The sequence below is a fragment of the Nocardioides caricicola genome, assembly GCF_039541135.1.
GTDB classification, from domain to species: Bacteria; Actinomycetota; Actinomycetes; order Propionibacteriales; family Nocardioidaceae; genus Nocardioides; species Nocardioides caricicola.
Genome location: NZ_BAABFQ010000003.1, coordinates 907453 through 927455 on the forward strand (window position 1 = coordinate 907453; position 20003 = coordinate 927455).

General features: G+C 71.6%; 20 protein-coding genes and 2 tRNA genes. 8 read left to right on the plus strand and 14 right to left on the minus strand.

The window, feature by feature from the left end:
- Positions 1 to 5 precede the first annotated feature (5 nt).
- Genes ABD875_RS06175 through ABD875_RS06190 form a run of 4 tightly spaced genes read right to left on the minus strand, consistent with a single transcriptional unit; the run spans position 6 to position 3935 of the window.
- Positions 6 to 716, minus strand: a complete 711-nt coding sequence (locus ABD875_RS06175; protein ID WP_345172282.1) for an SDR family NAD(P)-dependent oxidoreductase — start codon at positions 714 to 716, stop codon at positions 6 to 8.
- On the minus strand, positions 713 to 1933 hold the full coding sequence (locus tag ABD875_RS06180; RefSeq protein ID WP_345172284.1) for a class I SAM-dependent methyltransferase: 1221 nt from the start codon (positions 1931 to 1933) through the stop codon (positions 713 to 715). Before ABD875_RS06180 ends, ABD875_RS06175 begins: the two co-directional genes overlap by 4 nt.
- On the minus strand, positions 1930 to 2679 hold the full coding sequence (locus tag ABD875_RS06185; protein WP_345172286.1) for a DUF1365 domain-containing protein: 750 nt from the start codon (positions 2677 to 2679) through the stop codon (positions 1930 to 1932). Before ABD875_RS06185 ends, ABD875_RS06180 begins: the two co-directional genes overlap by 4 nt.
- On the minus strand, positions 2676 to 3935 hold the full coding sequence (locus ABD875_RS06190; RefSeq protein WP_345172288.1) for an NAD(P)/FAD-dependent oxidoreductase: 1260 nt from the start codon (positions 3933 to 3935) through the stop codon (positions 2676 to 2678). The genes ABD875_RS06185 and ABD875_RS06190 overlap by 4 nt, the downstream gene beginning before the upstream one ends.
- A gap of 120 nt (positions 3936 to 4055) precedes the next feature.
- On the opposite strand from ABD875_RS06190, the gene ABD875_RS06195 reads away from it, so the two are divergent.
- Positions 4056 to 4493, plus strand: coding sequence for an SRPBCC family protein (locus ABD875_RS06195; RefSeq protein WP_345172290.1), 438 nt, complete (start codon positions 4056 to 4058; stop codon positions 4491 to 4493).
- A gap of 2 nt (positions 4494 to 4495) precedes the next feature.
- Positions 4496 to 5347, plus strand: coding sequence for a MerR family transcriptional regulator (locus ABD875_RS06200; RefSeq protein ID WP_345172292.1), 852 nt, complete (start codon positions 4496 to 4498; stop codon positions 5345 to 5347).
- A gap of 7 nt (positions 5348 to 5354) precedes the next feature.
- Here ABD875_RS06200 and ABD875_RS06205 read toward each other — a convergent pair whose 3' ends face one another.
- From ABD875_RS06205 to ABD875_RS06245, 9 genes are all read right to left on the minus strand, one after another.
- Positions 5355 to 5789, minus strand: a complete 435-nt coding sequence (locus ABD875_RS06205; protein ID WP_345172294.1) for a hypothetical protein — start codon at positions 5787 to 5789, stop codon at positions 5355 to 5357.
- Positions 5786 to 6868, minus strand: a complete 1083-nt coding sequence (locus tag ABD875_RS06210) for a serine/threonine-protein kinase (RefSeq protein ID WP_345172296.1) — start codon at positions 6866 to 6868, stop codon at positions 5786 to 5788. The genes ABD875_RS06205 and ABD875_RS06210 overlap by 4 nt, the downstream gene beginning before the upstream one ends.
- Positions 6869 to 6885: 17 nt before the next feature.
- A complete protein-coding gene (locus ABD875_RS06215; protein ID WP_345172298.1) occupies positions 6886 to 7104 on the minus strand; it encodes a DUF6458 family protein in 219 nt (72 codons plus the stop codon).
- 154 nt (positions 7105 to 7258) lie between these two features.
- Positions 7259 to 7331 (minus strand) — tRNA-Glu (locus ABD875_RS06220).
- Between the two features lie 99 nt (positions 7332 to 7430).
- Positions 7431 to 7502 (minus strand) — tRNA-Gln (locus ABD875_RS06225).
- 43 nt (positions 7503 to 7545) lie between these two features.
- A complete protein-coding gene (locus tag ABD875_RS06230) occupies positions 7546 to 8502 on the minus strand; it encodes a CPBP family intramembrane glutamic endopeptidase (protein WP_345172300.1) in 957 nt (318 codons plus the stop codon).
- A 1-nt stretch (position 8503) separates the two neighbouring features.
- The gene (gltX, locus tag ABD875_RS06235; protein WP_345172302.1) at positions 8504 to 9967 is read right to left on the minus strand and encodes a glutamate--tRNA ligase; all 1464 of its coding nucleotides are present in this window, start codon (positions 9965 to 9967) and stop codon (positions 8504 to 8506) included.
- On the minus strand, positions 9964 to 10773 hold the full coding sequence (locus ABD875_RS06240) for a fumarylacetoacetate hydrolase family protein (RefSeq protein ID WP_345172304.1): 810 nt from the start codon (positions 10771 to 10773) through the stop codon (positions 9964 to 9966). Before ABD875_RS06240 ends, gltX begins: the two co-directional genes overlap by 4 nt.
- A 26-nt stretch (positions 10774 to 10799) precedes the next feature.
- A complete protein-coding gene (locus ABD875_RS06245; protein WP_345172306.1) occupies positions 10800 to 13154 on the minus strand; it encodes a penicillin acylase family protein in 2355 nt (784 codons plus the stop codon).
- A gap of 72 nt (positions 13155 to 13226) precedes the next feature.
- Here ABD875_RS06245 and ABD875_RS06250 point away from each other — a divergent pair, with 72 nt between their 5' ends.
- Positions 13227 to 14108 carry a 3-methyladenine DNA glycosylase gene (locus ABD875_RS06250; RefSeq protein WP_345172308.1) on the plus strand — a complete coding sequence of 294 codons (882 nt, stop codon included), beginning with the start codon at positions 13227 to 13229 and terminating at the stop codon, positions 14106 to 14108.
- On the opposite strand, the gene ABD875_RS06255 is transcribed toward ABD875_RS06250, so the two are convergent.
- Positions 14105 to 14230 carry a hypothetical protein gene (locus ABD875_RS06255; RefSeq protein WP_345172311.1) on the minus strand — a complete coding sequence of 42 codons (126 nt, stop codon included), beginning with the start codon at positions 14228 to 14230 and terminating at the stop codon, positions 14105 to 14107. The two genes, ABD875_RS06250 and ABD875_RS06255, sit on opposite strands and share 4 nt — an antisense overlap.
- A 116-nt stretch (positions 14231 to 14346) precedes the next feature.
- Between ABD875_RS06255 and ABD875_RS06260 the strand changes: the two genes are divergently transcribed.
- From ABD875_RS06260 to ABD875_RS06280, 5 genes are all read left to right on the plus strand, one after another.
- Positions 14347 to 14517 carry a DUF6767 domain-containing protein gene (locus ABD875_RS06260; RefSeq protein ID WP_345172313.1) on the plus strand — a complete coding sequence of 57 codons (171 nt, stop codon included), beginning with the start codon at positions 14347 to 14349 and terminating at the stop codon, positions 14515 to 14517.
- A 196-nt stretch (positions 14518 to 14713) separates the two neighbouring features.
- Positions 14714 to 16156, plus strand: a complete 1443-nt coding sequence (locus ABD875_RS06265; protein ID WP_345172315.1) for a pyridoxal phosphate-dependent decarboxylase family protein — start codon at positions 14714 to 14716, stop codon at positions 16154 to 16156.
- The gene (locus ABD875_RS06270; RefSeq protein ID WP_345172317.1) at positions 16153 to 17394 is read left to right on the plus strand and encodes a lysine N(6)-hydroxylase/L-ornithine N(5)-oxygenase family protein; all 1242 of its coding nucleotides are present in this window, start codon (positions 16153 to 16155) and stop codon (positions 17392 to 17394) included. Before ABD875_RS06265 ends, ABD875_RS06270 begins: the two co-directional genes overlap by 4 nt.
- On the plus strand, positions 17391 to 19577 hold the full coding sequence (locus tag ABD875_RS06275; protein ID WP_345172319.1) for a GNAT family N-acetyltransferase: 2187 nt from the start codon (positions 17391 to 17393) through the stop codon (positions 19575 to 19577). Before ABD875_RS06270 ends, ABD875_RS06275 begins: the two co-directional genes overlap by 4 nt.
- Positions 19574 to 19990 carry a VOC family protein gene (locus ABD875_RS06280; protein ID WP_345172321.1) on the plus strand — a complete coding sequence of 139 codons (417 nt, stop codon included), beginning with the start codon at positions 19574 to 19576 and terminating at the stop codon, positions 19988 to 19990. Before ABD875_RS06275 ends, ABD875_RS06280 begins: the two co-directional genes overlap by 4 nt.
- Positions 19991 to 20003 lie beyond the last annotated feature (13 nt).

Genomic DNA, 20003 nt, shown 5'->3' on the forward strand with positions numbered 1-20003 from the left:
GTCCGTCACCGCTGCTTGGTCAGCGCCGCCCAGGCTCGGACGGGCACGAGGCGGGCCAGCTTCATCGTGACCGCCATCGGCAGCGGGAACACGATCTCGGTGCGGTGCTTCTCCAGGCCGTCGGCGATCGCGCGGGCGGCTTCGTCGGCCTCGATGATGAACGGCATCGGGAACTCGTTGGTGTCGGTCATCGGGGTGCGGACGAAGCCCGGGCACACCGTCGTGACGCGCACGCCGTGCTTGGAGAGCGCGGCCCGCAGGCCCTCGAGCAGGTTGATCTGTGCGGCCTTGGTGGCGCCGTACGCCTCGGCACCGGGCAGGCCGCGGTAGCCCGCGACCGACGCGATGCCGACGATGTGTCCCCGGCGCCTGCCGACGAACCGCGGGATCACGGCGGCCAGCACGTTGTTGAGGCCGAGCAGGTTGACCTGGATGTGCCGCTCGAACACGTCCGCGTCCCACTCGGCGGCGTCGAACTGCTGCCAGTAGCCGGCGCACCACACGACGACGTCGACGTCGCCCAGCTGCTCGGCCGCCGCGAGCACGGCGTCACGGTCGGTCGCGTCGAGCGGCACGACCTGCATGTCGTCACCCGCGACCTCGCGCAGGTCGTCGGCCTTGCGGGCGCTGATCGCCACCTCCGCGCCACGACGGACGAGCTCCTGCGCCAGCGCTGCGCCGATGCCGCTGCTGGCCCCGACCAACCAGTACTTCACCGGCGGGCCATCCGGATCTGCGCGACGTCGAGGTAGCCCGACTGGAAGCCGACCTCGCAGTAGGCGAGGTAGAACTCCCACTTGCGGCGGAACGTCTCGTCGAAGCCGAGCGACGCGAGGTCGACGCCCGCGAACGTGTGCCGCCAGCGGCGCAGGGTCTCGGCGTAGTGCGTGCCGAACGCGTGCACCCGGTCGACGCGCAGCCCGGTGTGCGCCTGGGTGGTGGTGTCGATGGCCTGCAGCGACGGGATCATCCCACCCGGGAAGATGTGCTTCTGGATCCAGCCGTAGGAGCGCCGGGTCGCGAGGTAGCGCTCGTGGCCCATCAGGATCGCCTGGATCGCCGCGACCCCGCCGGGGGCGAGGAGCTTGTCGAGCGTGGCGAAGTACGTCGGCCAGTACTCCTCGCCGACCGCCTCGATCATCTCCACGCTGACGACGGCGTCGTACTCCCCCGTCACGCATCGGTAGTCCTCGATGCGGATGTCGACCCGCTCGCCCACACCGGAGGCATCTGCGCGCTCGCGGGCCAGCGCGGCCTGCTCCCGCGAGAGCGTCACGGTCGTGACCGTGGCACCGCGGCGGGCGGCCTCGATCGCGAGGGTGCCCCAGCCGGTGCCGATCTCGAGCACCCGGCTGCCGTCGCGCACCTCGGCCATGTCGAGGATGGCGTGCACCTTGCGCAGCTGCGCCTCCACGAGGTCCTGGCCGGCGAACGGTCGGCTCTCGTCGAACAGCGCCGAGCTGTAGCTCATGGTCTCGTCGAGGAACGCGGCGAACAGGTCGTTGCTGAGGTCGTAGTGCGCCTCGATGTTGCGGCGCGACCCGGCCAGGTCGTTGCGCTCCGCCGTCGGGATCGGCCGGTCCACGACGCGGCGCAGCTTGGCCAGCGCGGGAGGTACGGCGGTCGTCACCCGCTCCGCGAACGGGAGGAGCACCTCGGCCAGGTCGGTGCCGTCGGCCGGGCGCCACTCGCCGGCCATGTAGCCCTCGCCGATGCCGATCTTCGGGTGCTCGGCGATGCGCCGGAACAGCGCGTCCGGGCGGACGAGGTCGATCGCGGGACCCTCGCGGCGACCCAGCGACGTGCCGTCCGGCATCCGCACGTCGACCGGCACCCGGCGCAGGACGGCCTTCATGATCCGGCGGGCGAGCAGGGTGCGCACGTCGGTCCGCGACAGCACGGGCTGCGGCGGAAGGGGTGCGGTGATGGTCATCGGACGGCCTCCTGGGAGTGCGGGGGTCGGGGCTGGACGGGCAGCTTGGCGAGCCAGAGCTTGATGCCGTGGTAGCGGATCAACGCGCTGACGCGGTGGGTCATGAAGAGGTGGCGGCGGAAGGTGCGCAGGACCGTGCGGGTCGTCGCCGGCACCGGCGTGCCGGTGGTCACGGCCGTGAACACCCGGCGGTGGTCGCGCTCGAGGGCGACGCTCACCCGGACCAGGTCGGGATCCAGCCGGAGCGCGACCTCGTAGCGGCCGGAGGTGTCGTTGAACGGCGACACGTAGAACGCCTTGTCGACCGAGCCACGGCCGCGCTCGTCGGTGTCGAGCAGGTAGGCGTGCCGCTCGCCGTAGGTGTTGTGCACCTCGAACACCACGGCTCGGACCTCGCCGTCGGGGCGCAGGCACCAGAACACCGTGAGCGGGTCGAAGACATGGCCGAGGGTCCGCGCGTGAGCGAGCATCAGCACCCGGTCGTCGGGCTCGAGCTCGACCCCGCGGGCCCGGAGGAACCGGGCGAGGTCCCCACGGATCCCACCCCCACGGCGGCCGCCGTCGAGGTGGTCGCGGGCGTCGAAACGCGCGAGCAACGGCACCCGCGGCAGGTCGTCGACGTCGACCAGCCACTGGTAGTGGGCGTGCTCGAACGAGCGCTGCACGGGCGCGCGGCGCGAGTGGCTGACCGTGCCGACGACCAGGCTCGGCACGGTCGGGGCGACGATCGCGGCCTCAACGCTCACCAGGTCACCCCGAGCCGCGCGGCCGCCTCGACGCCCGAGCGGCAGCCGTCCTCGTGGAACCCCCAGCCCAGGTGCGCCCCCGCGAACGCGAGCCGGTCACCGCCCGCGGCGCGCAGCCGCTGGGCGGCCTCGACGGCCGCCGTCGTGAACACCGGGTGCGCGTACGTCATCTCCGCCACGACGGTATCCGGGTCGACGAGCTCCGCGCCGTTGAGCGTGACCACGAGGTCGTCGGCGACGTCGAGGCCCTGGAGCCGGTTCATCCAGTAGCTCACGGTGACGCCGTCCTCGACCGTGCCCGGACCACAGGACGTGCGGTGGTTCCAGGACGCGCGGGCGGCGCGACGCGCGGGCAACAGCGCCGGGTCGCGGTGCAGCAGCGTGCGGTTGACCGAGTACGTGATCGCGCCGAGGTCGTCCTTCTCCTCCGGCGTCGCGTCGCCGAGGACGGCCAGGGCCTGGTCGGCGTGCGTGGCGAGGACGACCTGGTCGAAGGTCTGGGTGCTGCCGTCCGCGGTGATGACGTCCACCCCGTCGTCGTGCCGGATCACCGACGTGACGGGCGTGCCGCGACGGACGTCGGGCAGCCGGGCGGCGAGCCGCTCGACGTAGGTCCGCGAGCCGCCGACCACGGTCTTCCAGGTGGGCGAGCCGGTGACGGTGAGCATCCCGTGGTGCTCGAGGAACGCGAACAGGTGCCGCGCCGGGTAGGCGAGGGCGTCCTGGTCGCCCGACGACCACACGCAGGACACGAGCGGGACGGCGAAGTGCCGGACGAAGTGGTCGGAGTAGCCGCCGTCGGCCAGGAACTGGCCCCAGGTGACCTCCGGACCCGCGGTCGCGAGCAGCCGACGGGCGTCGCGGTGGAACCGCGGCACCTCGGTGAGCAGCCGGACGAACCGCGGGTCGGCGGCACGCCACGGCTGGGCGAGGACCCCGCGCAGCCCGCGGCCGCCGGCGTACGACAGGCCGCACGAGGTGCAGGTGATGCTCATGCTCATCTCGGTCGGCCGGGTCTCGACACCCAGCTCGGCGAACAGCCGCAGCAGCTGGGGGTAGGTCCGCTCGTTGTGGACGATGAAGCCGCTGTCGACGGGGACCGTGCGGTCGCCGGCAGGGACGTCGTGGGTGTGGGCGTGTCCACCGAGGCGGTCGTCGGCCTCGAAGAGCGTCACCTCGCGGGCGGTGGACAGCACGTGCGCGGCGGTCAGTCCGGACACACCCGCCCCGATGACGGCGACGGTCGACCTGGTCATGGCGGCTCCTGGGGGCGGTGCGGTTGAAGGTTGTTCGACGCCGGCCCCTGGATTGGATTGCCGATCGGTGGGCGTGACGCTAGAGTCTTTGTACAAGGTTTGTCAAAGGTTAGGTCAGACATGGAAATCAGCCGCACGCTGCAGGTCCCGCGACCCCCGGAGGACGTCTTCGCCTACCTCCAGGACTTCACGTCGACCGAGGAGTGGGACCCCGGCACCGTCCGCACGACCCGCCTCGAGGGCGACGGCGGCGTGGGCACCCGCTACCGCAACGTGTCGCGCTTCCTCGGCCGCGAGACCGAGCTCGAGTACGTCGTCGAGGAGGCCGACTCCCCCAGCCGCCTCCGGCTGCGCGGGGAGAACAAGACGGTCGTCTCCGAGGACACCATGACCATGGTCCCCACGGCGACGGGCACCGAGCTGACCTACCGCGCCGAGTTCACGTTCAAGGGGTTCGCCAAGCTCGTGGCGCCGCTGCTCGCCCCGGCGTTCAAGCGTCTGGGCGACGAGGCCGAGAAGGGGCTGCACGAAGCGCTGGGCCGAGGCGTGTCGAACTAGGCATGTACACCATCAAGCGGGCCGCCGAGCAGGTCGGCGTGAGTGAGTCGACGCTGCGCGCCTGGGAGCGGCGCTACGGCGTGGGCACGGCGCACCGCAGCGAGTCCGGCTACCGGTTGTACGACGAGCAGGCGGTGCGCGCGCTGACCGCGATGAACACGCTGGTCGCCGAGGGCTGGTCGGTGAAGTCCGCGGCCGCTGAGGTGCTGCGCCGGACGGCGACGATGGTGGACGAGACCGCGCCGTCGTTCGACCGCGCGCTCGTCCAGGGCGCCGAGGAGTTCGACCTCGCGACCCTGACCGCCGTGCTCGACCACCGGTTCAACAACGCGTCGTTCGAGTCGGTCGTCGACGACTGGTTGCTCCCCTCGCTGCGCGAGGTCGGCCTCGGCTGGGAGGCCGGACGGATCTCGGTGGCCGGCGAGCACCTCGTCGCCGGGTGCGTCGTGCGCCGGCTCGCGGCGGCGTACGAAGCCGCGGGCGAGGGCCCCGTCGGTCCGCGGATCGTCGTCGGGCTGCCGCCGGGCGCGCGGCACGACCTCGGGCTGATGTCGTTCGCGACCGCGGCCCGTCGAGCAGGGCTGGCGACCACCTACCTCGGCGCCGACGTGCCCGTCGACGACTGGGTCACCGCGGTCCTCACCCGCTCGGCCGCGGCCGCCGTCCTCGCGGTGCCGATGGAGCGGGACGCGACCGCCCTCGCCGAGACCGTCGCGGCCCTGGAGGAGCGGGCCCCCGACGTGCTGGTCGCGGTGGGCGGCGGCTTCCAGGACCTGGCCCCCGAGCGGTGCCTGCGCCTCGGGCACCACGTCGGCCCCGCGGCCGCGCTGCTGGCCGAGCACCTCGCGGGGTGACCCTGGCCTAGTGCTTCCCGTGCGGGTGGGGCTTCTTCCCCGGCTTGGGCTTCTTCCCCGGCTTCGACTTCTCGGGCTCCGGTTGCTCCTCCGCCTCGGGGGCGGAGTCCTCGGAGTCCTCGGACTCTTCGGGGGCCTCGGGTGTCGGCGTAGCGGTGGGCGTGGGGGTGGGCGACTCGGCGGGCTCGGGGAGCTGCGCGGCGAGCGCCTCGGCGGCCGCGACGACCTCGGCCTCCTGGTCGTCGTCCAACCGGCCAGCGCGGTCCGCGAGCGCGGCGAGCGCGGTCCGCGCCGCGTCGTAGTCCCCGGCCGCGATGGCCGCGTCCACGCGGTCGAGGTCGCGCGTCAGCCCCGGGACGGAGTCGGCCGGGCCGGGCTCCTGTCCGCAGCCTGCGACGACCGCCGCGGCGACGAGCCCGGCCAGGAGCAGGCGCGCCCTCATCCCTCCACCGCCTCGTGGAGGTCGCGGAGCGGCTGCTGGAGCTCGGTGGGCGTGTCCGGCGGGATGTCGTTCCCGGCCTCGGCGCCACCGGACACGAGTGCCGTCACCAGCAGCAGGACCAGCAGCGCGAACACCGCGCCGGTGGCGCCCCACTGGTGCGCCGGCCGCTGCCGGACCCACGCCCGCCACGCCGGTTCGGGGGGCGGAGCGACGGCGGGCGCCACTCGGGTGCGGTCCGCCGCGGGTGCGTCGCGGAGGAGGGCGGCGACCGCGGACGCCGAGGGCCGGTCGGCCGGCTCGAGTGCGGTCATGGCCACGAGGAGGTCGCGCCAGTTCGCGGGGAGGTCGTCGGGCACGTCGGGCTGGCGCGTGAGCCGCGCGATGGCCGCCTCGGTCGGCGTGCCCGGGTAGGCGCGGACCCCGGTGATCGCCTCGAGCAGCACCAGGCCGAGGGCGTACACGTCCGTCGCGCCGTCGACCTCACGCCCGGTGACCTGCTCCGGCGCGAGGTACGCCGCCGTCCCGATGGCCTGGCCGGTCCGCGTGTGCCGGACGGTGTCACCGATCAGCCGGGCGATGCCGAAGTCGGCGAGCTTGACGCGGTCGCCGTCGCCGAGCAGCACGTTGCCCGGCTTCACGTCGCGGTGCACGACCCCGCGCTCGTGCGCGTAGGCGAGGGCCTCCGCGACCTGGGACCCGATCGCCGCCACCCGCTCCAGGTCGAGCGGGCCGTCGGCGACCAGCGCCGCGAGCGTGGGCCCCTCCACCAGCTCCATCACGAGGAACGGCCGGTCGGCCGTGCAGTCGTCGGTGATCCCGGCGTCGAGGACGGTGACCAGCCCCCGGTGCGAGAGCCGGGCCAGGGTCCGCGCCTCGCCGGTGAACCGGGCCCGGTCGGCGCCGACGTCGGCGCCGTCGCGCAGGACCTTCACCGCCACCGGCCGGTCGAGCACCTGGTCGGTGCCTCGGAACACGTCCGCCATCCCGCCGCGCCCCAGCAGGTCGCCGAGACGGTAGCGGTCGCCGAGCACTCCCGCGGCCCCGTCCGGCTGCTTCGTCTGCTGCAGGGGGCTGTCCACTCCCGTCCCCGTTCCGGCTACCGCGGCGGCAGGCTGTCGCGGCGGCTCTCGACCACGGTCGTCGACCGGGTCCGCTGCTGGTTGACGACCAGCGACACGATGATGGCGAGGACACCTGCGACGAGCAGGATCCAGCCCAAGGTGCCGGTGTCGACCGCCGAGGTGTCGATGTCGACCACGTCCAGCACGAGGACGAGCCCGAGCACGATCAAGACGATGCCCAGTCCGATGACCACAGTGAATCTCCCTGTTCTCCGCCCCCGGAACACTGATGCCGAGGACGTACCCGCTCACGCGTGGTTCGAATCTCCAGAAGGCCCGCGTCGTTCCGCTACAGGCACAGAAAAAGCAGCAGGGCCCGGACTCTCGTCCGGGCCCTGCTGTGATGTGTACTCCGTACGGGATTTGAACCCGTGTTACCGCCGTGAGAGGGCGACGTCCTAGGCCACTAGACGAACGGAGCCTGTCGTTCTTGCCCGGTTTCCCGGCCTCGAACAGCGAGCGAAACTTTAGCCGAAGCGCTTGTCTCGTTCAAAATCGCCGCCCGTGGGCGACGATTTCGCTGGGATACCAGGACTCGAACCTAGACTAACTGAACCAGAATCAGTCGTGCTGCCAATTACACCATATCCCAATGGTGACACCGTTCCGGGCGACCGGAACGAACCGGGGAAACCTTACACGGCATCGCTTTGGCCGACCAAAACGCCCTGCTCCCGGGGCGTCGCGGTGGTCGTCCTGAGCCCGCGGTGGCGGGCGATCCAGAGCACCAGGAACAGGTAGCCGAGCGACTGCGTGAGCGTCACCGGGATCGACCACCAGCTGCCGCCGCTCGGGTTCAGCGACGACGCCATGTCGCCGAACGCGAGGGCGATCCCGAACGCCAGCCAGTTGTTGAGCACGTGCATGGCGATGCCCGCCTCGAGCCCGCCGGTCCGGACGACGAGCACGCCGGCGACGAGGCCGAACGCGAACCGGTCGAAGAAGATCGGCGCGCTCTGCGAGCCGTGCGCGACCGCGAACAGGATCGCCGGGAACAGCACCGCGGCCCACTCCCGGCCGAACAGGCCGCCGAACGCCTGGGTGAGGTAGCCGCGGAAGGCGTACTCCTCCCCCGCCGCCTGCAGCGGGGTCAGCAGCAGCACGACCAGCAGGAAGTTGCGGGTGGTCTCGGTGAAGTCGTTGACGGTGGTGCTGATCTCGGTGCCCTCGCTCTGCTGTGGCAGCAGCGCGGAGACCACCAGCGTCGCGAACAGCGCGACGATCGACACCCCGAAGCAGGTCACCAGCCAGCCCCACCGCAGCCGCGGCGCCACCGACGCCAGCCAGCCCGGGCGGAGGCCGTGCAGCACCCGGCTGATCAGCCAGGTGACGAGGATCGCGCAGGCGATCGTGATGTTGAGGTACGCAAGCCCCAGCGGCGTCGGGTCGTCGAAGTCGAGCAGCTCCTCCATCCCGTCCGAGACGTCGCGGCCGGCCAGCGAGAGGCCGAGCGCGAACGGGACCTGCAGCAGCAGCGGGACGAACACCACGAACGCCGCGATCAGCGCGAGCACGCCGAGGAGCGGTCGCCACCAGCCGGGCCGGCCGCCCCGGTGGATCAGGTGGTACGGGAGCCCGGGCAGGTCGGACACGTCAGGCCAGCGCGCTCTGCAGCCGGCCGAGGCTGCGCTCGCGACCCAGCAGCTCCATGGACTCGAACAGCGGCGGCGACACCCGACGTCCGGTGACGGCCACACGGACCGGACCGAACGCGTTGCGCGGCTTGAGCCCCATCGCGTCGACCAGCTCGGCCTGCAGGGCCTCCTGGATCGACGCCGTCGACCAGGTGTCGACGGTCTCGAGCTTGGCCAGCGCCCGGGTCACCACGGCCCGGCCGTCGTCGTTCAGCAGCTTCTCGACGTCCGCCTCGTCGCGGGTGAACGCGGCCTCGTCGACGAACAGGAAGGCCAGCATGTCGGCGGCCTCGGAGAGCTTGTTGATCCGCTCGGCGACCAGCGGCATCGCCAGCTCGAGGAGCTGCGCGTCCGCGTCGGTGACCGGGTCGGACACGACGCCGGCGTCCTTGAGGAACGGCAGCACCCGGTCGGTGATCTCCTCGACGGAGAGCAGCCGCATGTGCGAGGCGTTGATGGCCTCGGCCTTCTTCAGGTCGAAGCGGGCCGGGTTGGGGTTCACGTCCCTGATGTCGAACGCCGCCACCATCTCGTCCATCGTGAAGATGTCGCGGTCCGCGGCGATCGCCCAGCCCAGCAGGGCCAGGTAGTTGAGCAGGCCCTCGGGCAGGAAGCCCTGGTCGCGGTAGGCCAGCGCGTGCGCCTCGGGGTCGCGCTTGGACAGCTTCTTGTTGCCCTGGCCCATGACGTACGGCAGGTGGCCGTACTCCGGCACGCCGGACGCGACGCCGAGCTCGACGAGGGCGTCGAACAGCGCGAGCTGGCGCGGCGTGCTCGAGAGCAGGTCCTCGCCGCGCAGCACGTGCGTGATGCCCATGAGCGCGTCGTCGACCGGATTCACCAGCGTGTAGAGCGGGTCGCCGTTGGCCCGCGAGAGGGCGTAGTCGGGCACGTTCTCGGTCTCGAAGGTGATGTCGCCACGGACCAGGTCGTTCCAGGTGATCGAGCCGCCGGGCATCCGGAAGCGCACGATCGGCCTGCGGCCCTCGGCCTCCCACGCCGCGCGCTGGGCGGGGTCGAGGTCGCGGCAGAACCCGTCGTACCCCATCACCTTGGAGCCCGACGCCTTGCGCCGCGCGTCGACCTCCTCGTTGGTGCAGAAGCAGTCGTAGGTGTACGACGAGTCGCGCAGCCGGGCGAGGACGTCGCGGTAGATGTCGCCGCGCTCGCTCTGCCGGTAGGGGCCGTGCGGGCCGCCGACCTCGATGCCCTCGTCCCAGTCCAGACCGAGCCAGCGCCACAGGTCGAGGATCGCGTCGTACGACTCCTGGGTGCTGCGCTCCTTGTCGGTGTCCTCCATCCGGAAGACGATCGTGCCGCCGTGGTGGCGGGCGAACGCCCAGTTGAAGAGCGCCGTGCGCACCAGGCCGACGTGGGGCGACCCGGTCGGGGACGGGCAGAAGCGGACGCGGACGTTGCTCAACGCAGTGCCACCTTGTTCGTGAGGGTGCCGAGGCCGGCGATCGAGATCTCGACCTCGTCACCGACCTCCATGGGGCCGACACCCTCGGGGGTGCCGGTGAGGATCACGTCGCCGGGCAGCAGCGTCATCACGCTGGAGATGTGCGCGATCAGCGTCGGGATGTCGAAGATCAGGTCCTGGGTCGACCCGTCCTGCTTGAGCTCGCCGTTGAGGTGCGTCTGCAGACGGCGGCCCTCGGCGAAGTCGTGCGGGTCGAGGTCGGTCTCGATCCACGGCCCGAGCGGGCAGAACGAGTCGAAGCCCTTGGCGCGCGTGAACTGCACGTCGCTCTTCTGCAGGTCGCGGGCGGTCACGTCGTTCGCGATCGTGTAGCCGTAGATCACGTCGGTCGCCTGCTCCGCGGGCACGTCGCGGCAGATCCGGCCGATCACGACGGCGAGCTCGCCCTCGAAGTGCAGGTTCTGCGTCTGCGGCGGGTAGTAGATCGCGTCGCCCGGCCCGACCACGCTGGTGTTCGGCTTGAGGAACATCAGCGGCTCGGTCGGGAGGTCGTTGCCCATCTCCGCGGCGTGGGCCGCGTAGTTGCGGCCGATGCCGACGACCTTGCTGCGCGGGAGCACCGGCGCGAGGAGGCGGACGTCCTCGAGCCGGTGCTCCTCGTCGAGCAGCTTGACGCCGACGTAGAGCGGGTCGCCGGCGAGCGCGACCACCACGCTGTCGGGTTCGGGCTGGCCGAACTCGTCGAGGTCGCCGGTGACCACGCCGTACAGGGGGTCCTCGCCAGTGGTGAATCTCGCGATACGCACCTGGCGAGCCTATCGACTCGCCAGTGCTAGCCGACCAGGTGGATGGTGTCGACCAGGTGGGCCTCGACCTGCTTGGCGGTCCAGGGAAGGCGCACCCACTTCTCCTTGCTGAACAGTCGGGTCTGGTCGTCCGACCAGGGCGAGGTCGGGTCCTCGTACTGGCTGTACGTGAGGATCGTGCGGGCGTTGAGGCCCTTCTTGCCGGTGAACGCGATCGTCTGGATGTACGACGACCCGCGGGTCACCGGGTCGAGGACGCGGTCGCCCGTGGCGCTGCTGACGGCGTTCGCGTCTCCGGACAGGTCGCCCAGGCCACCGCCGAGCGGCCACTTCTCCGAGCCGCGGTCACCTGAGTAGTGGAGCTCGCCGTACGACTTGCCGAGTCCCTTGTCCTCCACCTTCGCGATCGCCGCGGCCATCGCGTCGACGACCGGCTGGGCGGTCGACAGGGTGTTCGGCGTCGTGAACGGCTTCCTGAAGTCGTACGGGACCGCCCAGATCTTCAGGTCGCGGGCATCCGCGACCTGCACGAACTCCTGGAAGATCGCGGCACCGGCGTTCGACGTCGCGTCCGAGCGGCCGTCCCAGTCCCGCAGGACCTGGCAGGCGTCGGTCTCGTCCGTGGCGGCGCAGACCTGGTCGAGGCGACCGCCCTGGCGCGCGACCTCGGCGGCGTACACGCGGTTGGCGTACTGGTGCGAGGCCAAGGTCTCCGGGGTCTCCTTGCCCTGCTTCAGCTGGTCGCGCACGTAGGCCATGACGACCTTGGTCCGCATCGTGCGGTCGCAGCCGACATCGCCGGCCTCGCAGCCGATGATCCGCGGGTAGCCGGTGAGCCGGACCTTGTCGTTGGGCGCCCAGTAGGAGTCGTTGGCGTTCATCACCCAGTCGCGACGGAACGTCTCCGGCAGGTGCTGCGGCCCGAGGATGCCGGGCCGCTGCGCGTCCTTGTCCGTGCCCCACCTGCAGTCGGTGGTGGCGCGGGTGCCGTCGAGGCCGGGCAGGCCGGCCGAGGCGAAGATGAGGCGGCCGACACCGGTCATGCAGCGCTCCGCCATCTCGTCGGTGACGTGCGGGACGACCGAGTGGTCGGCGTACACGACGTCGCCCTTGCGGTCCGCGGCGATCGTGTTGACCCACGGCATGCCACCACCCCGGTCCTGCCGCTGCAGCAGGTCGCGCACCGACGACGCCATGCCCATCGACAGGAACGTGTCGAACGTGCGCAGGTGCTCGGCGTTGGCGTCGCGGATCGCCCAGAAGCTGGTGGCCGACCACGGCATGAACAGGCTCGGCGCGGAGAGCACGTAGCCCTGCGGGGTGCGCCACAGCGTCCGGGTCACGGTCTCGACGCCGTCGGCGGTCTTGACCTCGACCTCCACGTCGCGCCGGTCGAGCTCCGCGGTGCCGGTCGCGGTCTTGTAGCTGGTCGGCGTGCCCGCCGTCGGGTACTGGTACGGCGTGAAGCGGTAGCCCGTCGAGACCGTGTGGCTCCAGGCGACCCGGCGGTTGAAGCCGATGTTGATCGCCGGGAAGCCGGTGAGCGCGCCGCCCGCGGCGTTGAACTCGCCCGGCACCGTCAGGTGCATCTGCGTGAACCGGTAGCGCCCGAGCCACGGGAAGTGCGGGTTGCCGAGGATCATGCCGCGACCGGTGGAGGTGTCGTCACCGCCGACGGCGGTGGCGTTCGAGCCGAAGTCCTGCTCCTGGAAGGCCTTCCAGCCACGAGCCGTGGGCTTGGCGGCCGGCGTGTTCGCGGTCGGCGGTGTCGCGGTGGTGATCTGCGGCAGCAGGCGGCTGGTCGAGGAGATCAGCTGCGCCAGGTAGAAGGCGTACCAGACGTCGGTGGTGGTGATGTCGGGCTTGATCCACTCGGCGTCCGCGCACGCGGGGTCGGTGATCTCGTTCTCGGTGAGCCAGCGGTTGAAGGCCGCGGTCTCGGCGACGACCATCGCCTCGGCGCGATCGGTCGGCCCGGCGACCTCGTCCTCGAGCAGCTTCTCGACCACCTGGCGGTCGTGGAGGTCGGTGACCAGGGTGTCCCACTGCAGGTTCGTGCCCTTCCCACCCACGTTGTCCTCGTACGTCGCCTCCGGGCCGAGGTACTTCGAGCGCTCGCCGCGCGCGGTCAGGATCGTGTCCATGAGGTTGCAGGTCGCCGCGGACATCGTGGCCCAGCCGGCGCCGTACGCCATGCCCTCGAACGTGTCCGAGGTGATGTGCGGGATCCCGTGCTCGGTGATCTCGATGGTCACGTCGTACGCCGGCGCGGCGGCCGACTTCGCGGGTGCCGCGGTCTGAGGGGCGGCCATGGCCGAGGCGGCCGGAACGAGCATCAGCAGACTGGTGAGCGCGACGAGGGGGCCCTGGAGAACCTTCACTACCGAAAGGTAACCGACGTCACACCTTCATCGGATGCAAGGGGTCCGTAAAAACCTTCCTACGATCGTCCCGTGGAGGAGCTGACCCGGGACGCCTGGCAGGCGAGCGCCCACGCGCACGCCGCCCGGGTCGACGCGTTCGTCGCCCCGCACCTCGCGCGCCGCGAGTCGCGCGTGAAGCACCCCGTGCACGACTTCCTGTTCACGTACTACTCCCATCGCCCCGCGCAGCTGCGCCGGTGGCACCCCGGCTACGGCGTCACGCTGCTCGACGCCCCGGAGTACGACGGGCTCAAGGGCTACTCCGGGGGCGCGGTCACCGCGTCGTACGTCTCCTCTCAGCGGGTGCTGCTCGAGACGCTGCACCGCTGGCTGGCCGCGACCGCCGGGCGGGCCGCGAACTTCGGCTGCTTCGGGATGCACGAGTGGGCGATGGTCTACCGGACCTCCGACACTCGCCACGACTGGCCGCTCCGATTGGGACCGGCCGGCACCGACGAGGTCGTCGAGTCGCATCGGATCGCCTGCTCGCACTTCGACGCCTACCGCTTCTTCACGCCGGCGGCGCTGCCGCTCAACACGTTGCGACCTACGTCTGCCGATCGCCCGGACTTCGAGCAGCCCGGCTGCCTGCACGCCGGCATGGACCTCTACAAGCACGCCTTCCGGCTCACCCCGATGATCTGCTCCGACCTGGTGGCCGACTGCTTCGAGCTCGCGCGCGACATCCGCGAGCTCGACATGCGCGCGGCGCCGTACGACCTCGAGGACCTAGGCTTCTCCCCCATCAAGGTCGAGACCGCCGCCGGCAAGGCGGAGTACGCCGAGGCGCAGCGCGGGTTCGCCGATCGCGGCGCGCCGCTGCGGGCCGCGCTGCTCGCCGAGTGCGAGCGGCTGCTGGCGGTGGATGGTGCGAGCCGGTTGTCGGTCGGGACCGCGCCACCACCCAGCTAGCGGAGGTGGTCGATCAGCGTCACCCAGGCGAGCACGAGCACCAGCGCCGCCACCCAGGACGCCACCTTGGTCGTGCGTGACCAGCTCTGCCGCGGACCTCGCCACTCCTGCCACACCCTCACGAGGACCTCGTCCCCGAGCCCGGCCCGGGGCAAACCTCGTCGGGCGCCACCGCCGCCGGCGGGCCGAGTGACCTTCGCCCCTACGGCGGACGGAGCGGCCGACCTAGCGTGGAGCCATGGCCAGACCCGACGCCCAGTGCCCGATCCGCATCGGCGACGCGTGCTCGTTGTGCGTGCCCGGGGCAACCGGCCCGGCGGACTGCGCGCTGGTGGCCGAGGTGATGCGCGACCCCGAGCTCCGCGCGCGCCTGGCCGAGCTGCGGCGGGAGCACCTGGCCGCCCACTGACGGACTGTTGGGCCAATCCCTGACCTTCTGGGGTGAAGTTTCGGCCGAGAACGTCAGGTTTCCCCGGCCCACCGGGGAATCCGTCAGCACCCGAGCCGTGGAGCAGAGATCCCGCATCCCGGATCCGGGCTTGCACATCCGACCGAGAGTGACTTAGGTAAGCCTTACCTAAATCCCATTCTCGGAAGGATGAACGGTGTCCATCTCCCCTGCCCGCACGGGGCTCGAGCACCTGCTCCACCCCGACCACGTCGAGCAGTACGTCGCGACCATGCGCACCGGCGTCGACCACCTCGCCGACACCCTCCGCCGCGTCTCGGGGCCGGCCACCGGCGTGCTGCCGGAGCAGGCCGCGAAGGCCGTGGTCGACATCGACCTCGACCGCCCGCTCGGGGACGTCGCGGCGGCGCTGGCCGAGGTCAGCAGCGTCTACCTCGACGACGCGATCTGGTTCCACGAGCCGTCCTACGCCGCCCACCTCAACTGCCCGGTCGTGATCCCCGCGCTGCTCGCCGAGGTGTTCGTGAGCGCGGTGAACTCCAGCCTGGACACGTTCGACCAGAGCGTCGGCGCGACGTTCGTCGAGCGGCACCTGGTCCGCTGGACCGCGGACCGCGTCGGCTTCGGTCCGGACGCCGACGGGGTCTTCACCAGCGGCGGAACCCAGTCCAACCTGCAGGCGCTGCACCTGGCCCGCGACCGAGCGGTCGCCGCCGGCGCCGACCTGCGCACCCTGCGGATCGTGGCCAGCCGCGACAGCCACTTCAGCGTCCAGAAGTCCGCGCGGCTGCTCGGGCTCGGCGACGCCGCCGTGGTGACCGTGCCCACCGACGGCGACCGCCGGATGGACGTCGGCGCCCTCGGGCGCGCGCTCGCGCTCATCGCCGACGCCGGCGACGTGCCGATGGCGGTCGTCGCGACCGCGGGCACGACCGACTTCGGCGCGATCGACCCGCTCCCCGAGGTCGCCGCGCTCTGCGAGGGGTACGGCGCCTGGCTGCACGTCGATGCGGCGTACGGCGGCGGCCTGCTGGTCTCCCCTACCCGCCGGCACCTCCTGCACGGCGTTGACCGAGCCGACTCGGTCACCATCGACTACCACAAGACCTGGTTCCAGCCGGTGTCCGCGAGCGCGCTCGTCGTGCGCGACGGGCGCGACCTGCGGCACGTCACGTGGCACGCCGACTACCTCAACCCCCACGACGCCGCGCACCCCAACCAGGTCGACAAGAGCCTGCAGACGACCCGCCGCTTCGATGCGCTCAAGCTCTGGATGACGCTGCGCGTGATGGGACCCGACCGGATCGGCGAGTACGTCGACGCGGTGGTCGACCTCGCCGCGCAGGTCGGCGCCGCGCTCGACGCCGACCCGGCGGTCGAGCTCGCCGCGACGCCGCAGCTGAGCACGATCGTCTTCCGACCGGCCGGCCTCACCGAGGCAGACGCCGAGCGGCTGCTCCCCGAGATCCGGGAGCGGCTCTACGCGAGCGGCCGGGCGATGGTCGCGGCCACCCGCACCGACGGGCGCCGCTGGCTGAAGCTCACGCTGCTCAACCCGATGGCGACCCGCGACGACGTCCTCGCGATCGTCGGTGCCGTCGTCGAGGCGGGCGACCGGCTGCAGGAGGCGGTCGCATGAGCCGGGTCCACGACGTCGTCGGCATCGGCCTCGGCCCGTTCAACCTCGGCCTGGCCTGCCTCGCCGACCCGGTCGACGACCTCGACGGCCTGTTCCTCGAGGCCCGCGACGACTTCTCCTGGCACCCCGGGATGATGCTCGACGACGCCACGCTCCAGGTGCCGTTCCTGGCCGACCTGGTCACGATGGCCGACCCGGCCTCGCGCTGGTCGTTCCTGAGCTACCTCAAGGAGACCGGCAACCTCTACCCGTTCTACATCCGCGAGTCGTTCTACCCGCTCCGCCGTGAGTACGACGACTACTGCCGCTGGGCGGCCGCTCGTCTCGGCTCCGTGCGGTTCGGCCAGCGGGTGACCGCGGTCGAGCACGACGGGGCGGCGTACGTCGTGCGCACCGCCACCGACACCCACCGCGCCCGGAAGCTCGTGCTCGGGGTCGGCACGACGCCGCGGGTGCCGGAACCCCTGCAGGGCCTGGGGATCCACTCGTCGGAGTACCTCGACCACAAGGCCGAGCTGCAGCGGCTCGACTCGATCACGATCGTCGGCAGCGGGCAGAGCGCGGCCGAGATCTACCGCGACCTGCTGCTGGAGAGTCCCCAGCACGGCTACCGGTTGACCTGGCTCACCCGCAGCCCGCGGTTCTTCCCGATGGAGTACACCAAGCTCACCCTCGAGATGACGTCGCCGGAGTACGCGTCGTACTTCCACGGGCTGCCCGAGCCCACGCGCGACCGGCTGGTCCGGGACCAGCGCTCGCTCTACAAGGGCATCAGCGCCGACCTGGTCGACGAGATCTTCGACCTGCACTACCGGCTGCGCGTGCAGGGCGACGGACCGCACACCACGCTGCTGACCAACACGACGGTGACTGGCGGCTCCGGCGACCAGCTGACCTGCCGCCACGACGAGACCGGCGACGAGTTCACGCTCACCACCCAGGGCCTGGTCCTGGCGACCGGGTACGCCGCCACGGTGCCGACGTTCCTCGACCCGGTCCGCGACCGGATCCGGTGGGACTCGCAGGGACGGTTCGCGGTCTCAGCGCAGTACGCCGTCGACGTCCACGGCAGCGAGATCTTCGTGCAGAACGCCGAGGAGCACACCCACGGCCTGGTCGCGCCCGACCTCGGCATGGGCGCCTACCGCAACTCGGTGATCCTGGCGGCGCTGACCGGCCGCGAGGTGTACCCGATCGAGAAGCGGATCGCCGTCCAGACGTTCGGGGCACCGCGATGAGGACGACGATCGAGCCCCTCGACCTGGATGCGCACCTCGCCCTCGTGCACGCGTGGGTCACCCACCCACGCTCGGCGTTCTGGCAGATGCAGGGTGCGACGCCCGCCGACGTCGAGCGCGAGTACCGCCTCGTCGAGGACAGCCCGCACCACCACGCCTGGCTCGGCCGGGTCGACGGGGTGCCGGCGTTCCTCGCCGAGACCTACGACCCGTTCCACTCCGAGCTGGGCGGCCTGCCCGAGCTGCGCCCCGGCGACCTCGGGATGCACGTGCTGGTCGCCCCGCCCGAGCAGCCGGTGCGCGGCTACACCCGCACGGTCTTCCGGGCCGTGCTCGACCACTGCTTCGCCGACGCGTCCGTACGCCGGGTCGTCGTGGAGCCGGACTCCCGCAACGACAAGATCCGCGCGCTCAACCGGGCGTTCGGGTTCCGGGAGCTGCGCACCATCACCCTGCCCACCAAGGAGGCGACCTTGTCCGTCCTGGATCGTGACCACCTGACCCCCGAGAACCTCGAGCGTGCGCAGCGGCACCTGGTGGCCAAGGCGATCGCGGAGTTCGCGCACGAGCGCCTTCTGTCACCGGCACCCGATGGGGACCGGTGGCTCCTGACGACGCCGGCGGGCGACACGACGTACTCGTTCCGCGCCAGCCGGCTCGCCCTCGACCACTGGGCCGTCGAGCCCGCGTCGCTCGAGCGGTCGGTCAAGGACCAGCCCGCGCCGCTCGACGCGCAGGAGCTCGTCGTGGAGCTCGCCGAGGTGCTCGGTATCCCGGACCCGCTGCTGCCGACCTACCTGGAGGAGGTCGCCGCGACCCTGGCGGCGGCGTGCTGGAAGCTGACGCACTCCACCGCGAGCGTCGACGACCTGCTCACCGCCGACCACCAGACCGTGGAGGCCGCGATGACCGAGGGGCACCCCGGGTTCGTCGCGAACAACGGGCGCGTCGGGTTCGGCGCCGACGACTACGCGGCCTACGCCCCGGAGACCGGCAGCACCGTGCGGCTGCACTGGCTGGCGGCGCGGCGCGAGCACACCCACCTCTCGGGCGACCCGAGCGTCCAGGACACGCGGGTGCTGCTGGACGCGGGCCTGGACCCGGAGGAGTACCTCCTCATCCCCGTGCACCCGTGGCAGTGGCGGAACAAGATCGCGATCACGTTCGCACCCGAGCTGGCGCGCGGAGACCTGGTGCACCTCGGCGAGAGCGCCGACGAGTACCGCGCGCAGCAGTCGATCCGCACGTTCGCCAACGTGACCCGGCCCGAGCAGCCGTTCGTGAAGACCGCGCTGTCGATCCAGAACATGGGGTTCATGCGCGGGCTGTCGCCGCGCTACATGGCGGCCACGCCGGCGATCAACGCGTGGGTCCACGACCTGGTGTCGTCCGACCCGACCCTGCAGGAGTGCGGGTTCTCGGTGCTGCGCGAGCACGCCGCGATCGGCTTCACCGGAGACGCGTACCACCGGGCCGGGGTGCGCTCGCCGTACCAGAAGATGATCGCGGCGCTGTGGCGCGAGAGCCCGGCTCCGCGGGCCGGGGAGGCTGAGCGGCTGGTCACGATGGCCGCGCTGCTGCACCGCGACGACGACGGCCGGTCGCTGGCCGCCGCGATGATCACCGCGTCGCCCCTGGACCCCGCGGCCTGGGTGCGGGCGTACCTGAGCTGCTACGTGCGGCCGATCGTGCACTGCCTGCTCGCGCACGACCTGGCGTTCATGCCGCACGGCGAGAACCTCATCCTCGTGCTGCGTGACCAGGTGCCGGTGCGCGCGCTGATGAAGGACATCGGCGAGGAGGTCTGCGTGATGGACGGCCGCCGGCCGGTGCCGGAGGAGGTCGAGCGGATCCGCGCGGACGTCGAGCCGGACGTGCGCGCCCTCGCGCTGCACACCGACGTGTTCGACGGGGTGCTGCGGCACCTCGCCGCGATCCTGCACACCGACGGCGTGCTCGACCAGGACGCGTTCTGGGCCGAGGTCGCGCGCTGCCTGCGCGAGCACGCCGAGGAGCACCCGGAGCTCGCCGAAGCGGTGGCGACGTACGACTTCCACCGCGCGGAGTTCCGGCACTCGTGCCTGAACCGGCTGCAGCTGCGCAACACCGTGGAGATGGTGGACATCGCCGACCAAAGCCAGTCGCTGATCTACGCGGGGACGCTGCATAATCCGGTCGCATGACCTCCCGACTGACCGAGATCGCGTTCGACTGTGCCGACCCCGCCGCCCTCGCCGAGTTCTGGTGCGCGGCCCTCGGGTACGTCGTCGTCGACGCCGAGGAGCAGGTCGTCGAGATCGCGCCCTCGAAGGTCCCCGACGCCGAGCTGGTCGAGGCGTTCCGGCGCGGCCCGGCCGACCCGTCGCTGATCTTCATCCAGGTGCCCGAGGGCAAGTCGGCCAAGAACCGCCTGCACCTCGACATCTCGCCGGTCGACTGCACGCACGCCGAGGAGGTGGCGCGGATGGAGTCGCTCGGCGCGCGCCGGGCCGACCTGCCGCGCGCGGAGAACCAGTCGTGGACGGTCATGCTCGACCCGGAGGACAACGAGTTCTGCGTGCTGCGCAGTCTCGCTCCGGGCGAGTTCAGCCTGTGAACCCAGCTGGGAC

Bases quoted from the DNA above. Each gene is read 5' to 3' on its own strand.
- ABD875_RS06180 (WP_345172284.1), bottom strand. From the start codon at position 1,933: ATGACCATCACCGCACCCCTTCCGCCGCAGCCCGTGCTGTCGCGGACC.
- ABD875_RS06280 (WP_345172321.1), top strand. From the start codon at position 19,574: ATGACCTCCCGACTGACCGAGATCGCGTTCGACTGTGCCGACCCCGCC.
- ABD875_RS06275 (WP_345172319.1), top strand. From the start codon at position 17,391: ATGAGGACGACGATCGAGCCCCTCGACCTGGATGCGCACCTCGCCCTC.
- ABD875_RS06200 (WP_345172292.1), top strand. From the start codon at position 4,496: ATGTACACCATCAAGCGGGCCGCCGAGCAGGTCGGCGTGAGTGAGTCG.
- ABD875_RS06205 (WP_345172294.1), bottom strand. From the start codon at position 5,789: ATGAGGGCGCGCCTGCTCCTGGCCGGGCTCGTCGCCGCGGCGGTCGTC.
- ABD875_RS06190 (WP_345172288.1), bottom strand. From the start codon at position 3,935: ATGACCAGGTCGACCGTCGCCGTCATCGGGGCGGGTGTGTCCGGACTG.
- ABD875_RS06270 (WP_345172317.1), top strand. From the start codon at position 16,153: ATGAGCCGGGTCCACGACGTCGTCGGCATCGGCCTCGGCCCGTTCAAC.
- ABD875_RS06260 (WP_345172313.1), top strand. From the start codon at position 14,347: ATGGCCAGACCCGACGCCCAGTGCCCGATCCGCATCGGCGACGCGTGC.
- ABD875_RS06195 (WP_345172290.1), top strand. From the start codon at position 4,056: ATGGAAATCAGCCGCACGCTGCAGGTCCCGCGACCCCCGGAGGACGTC.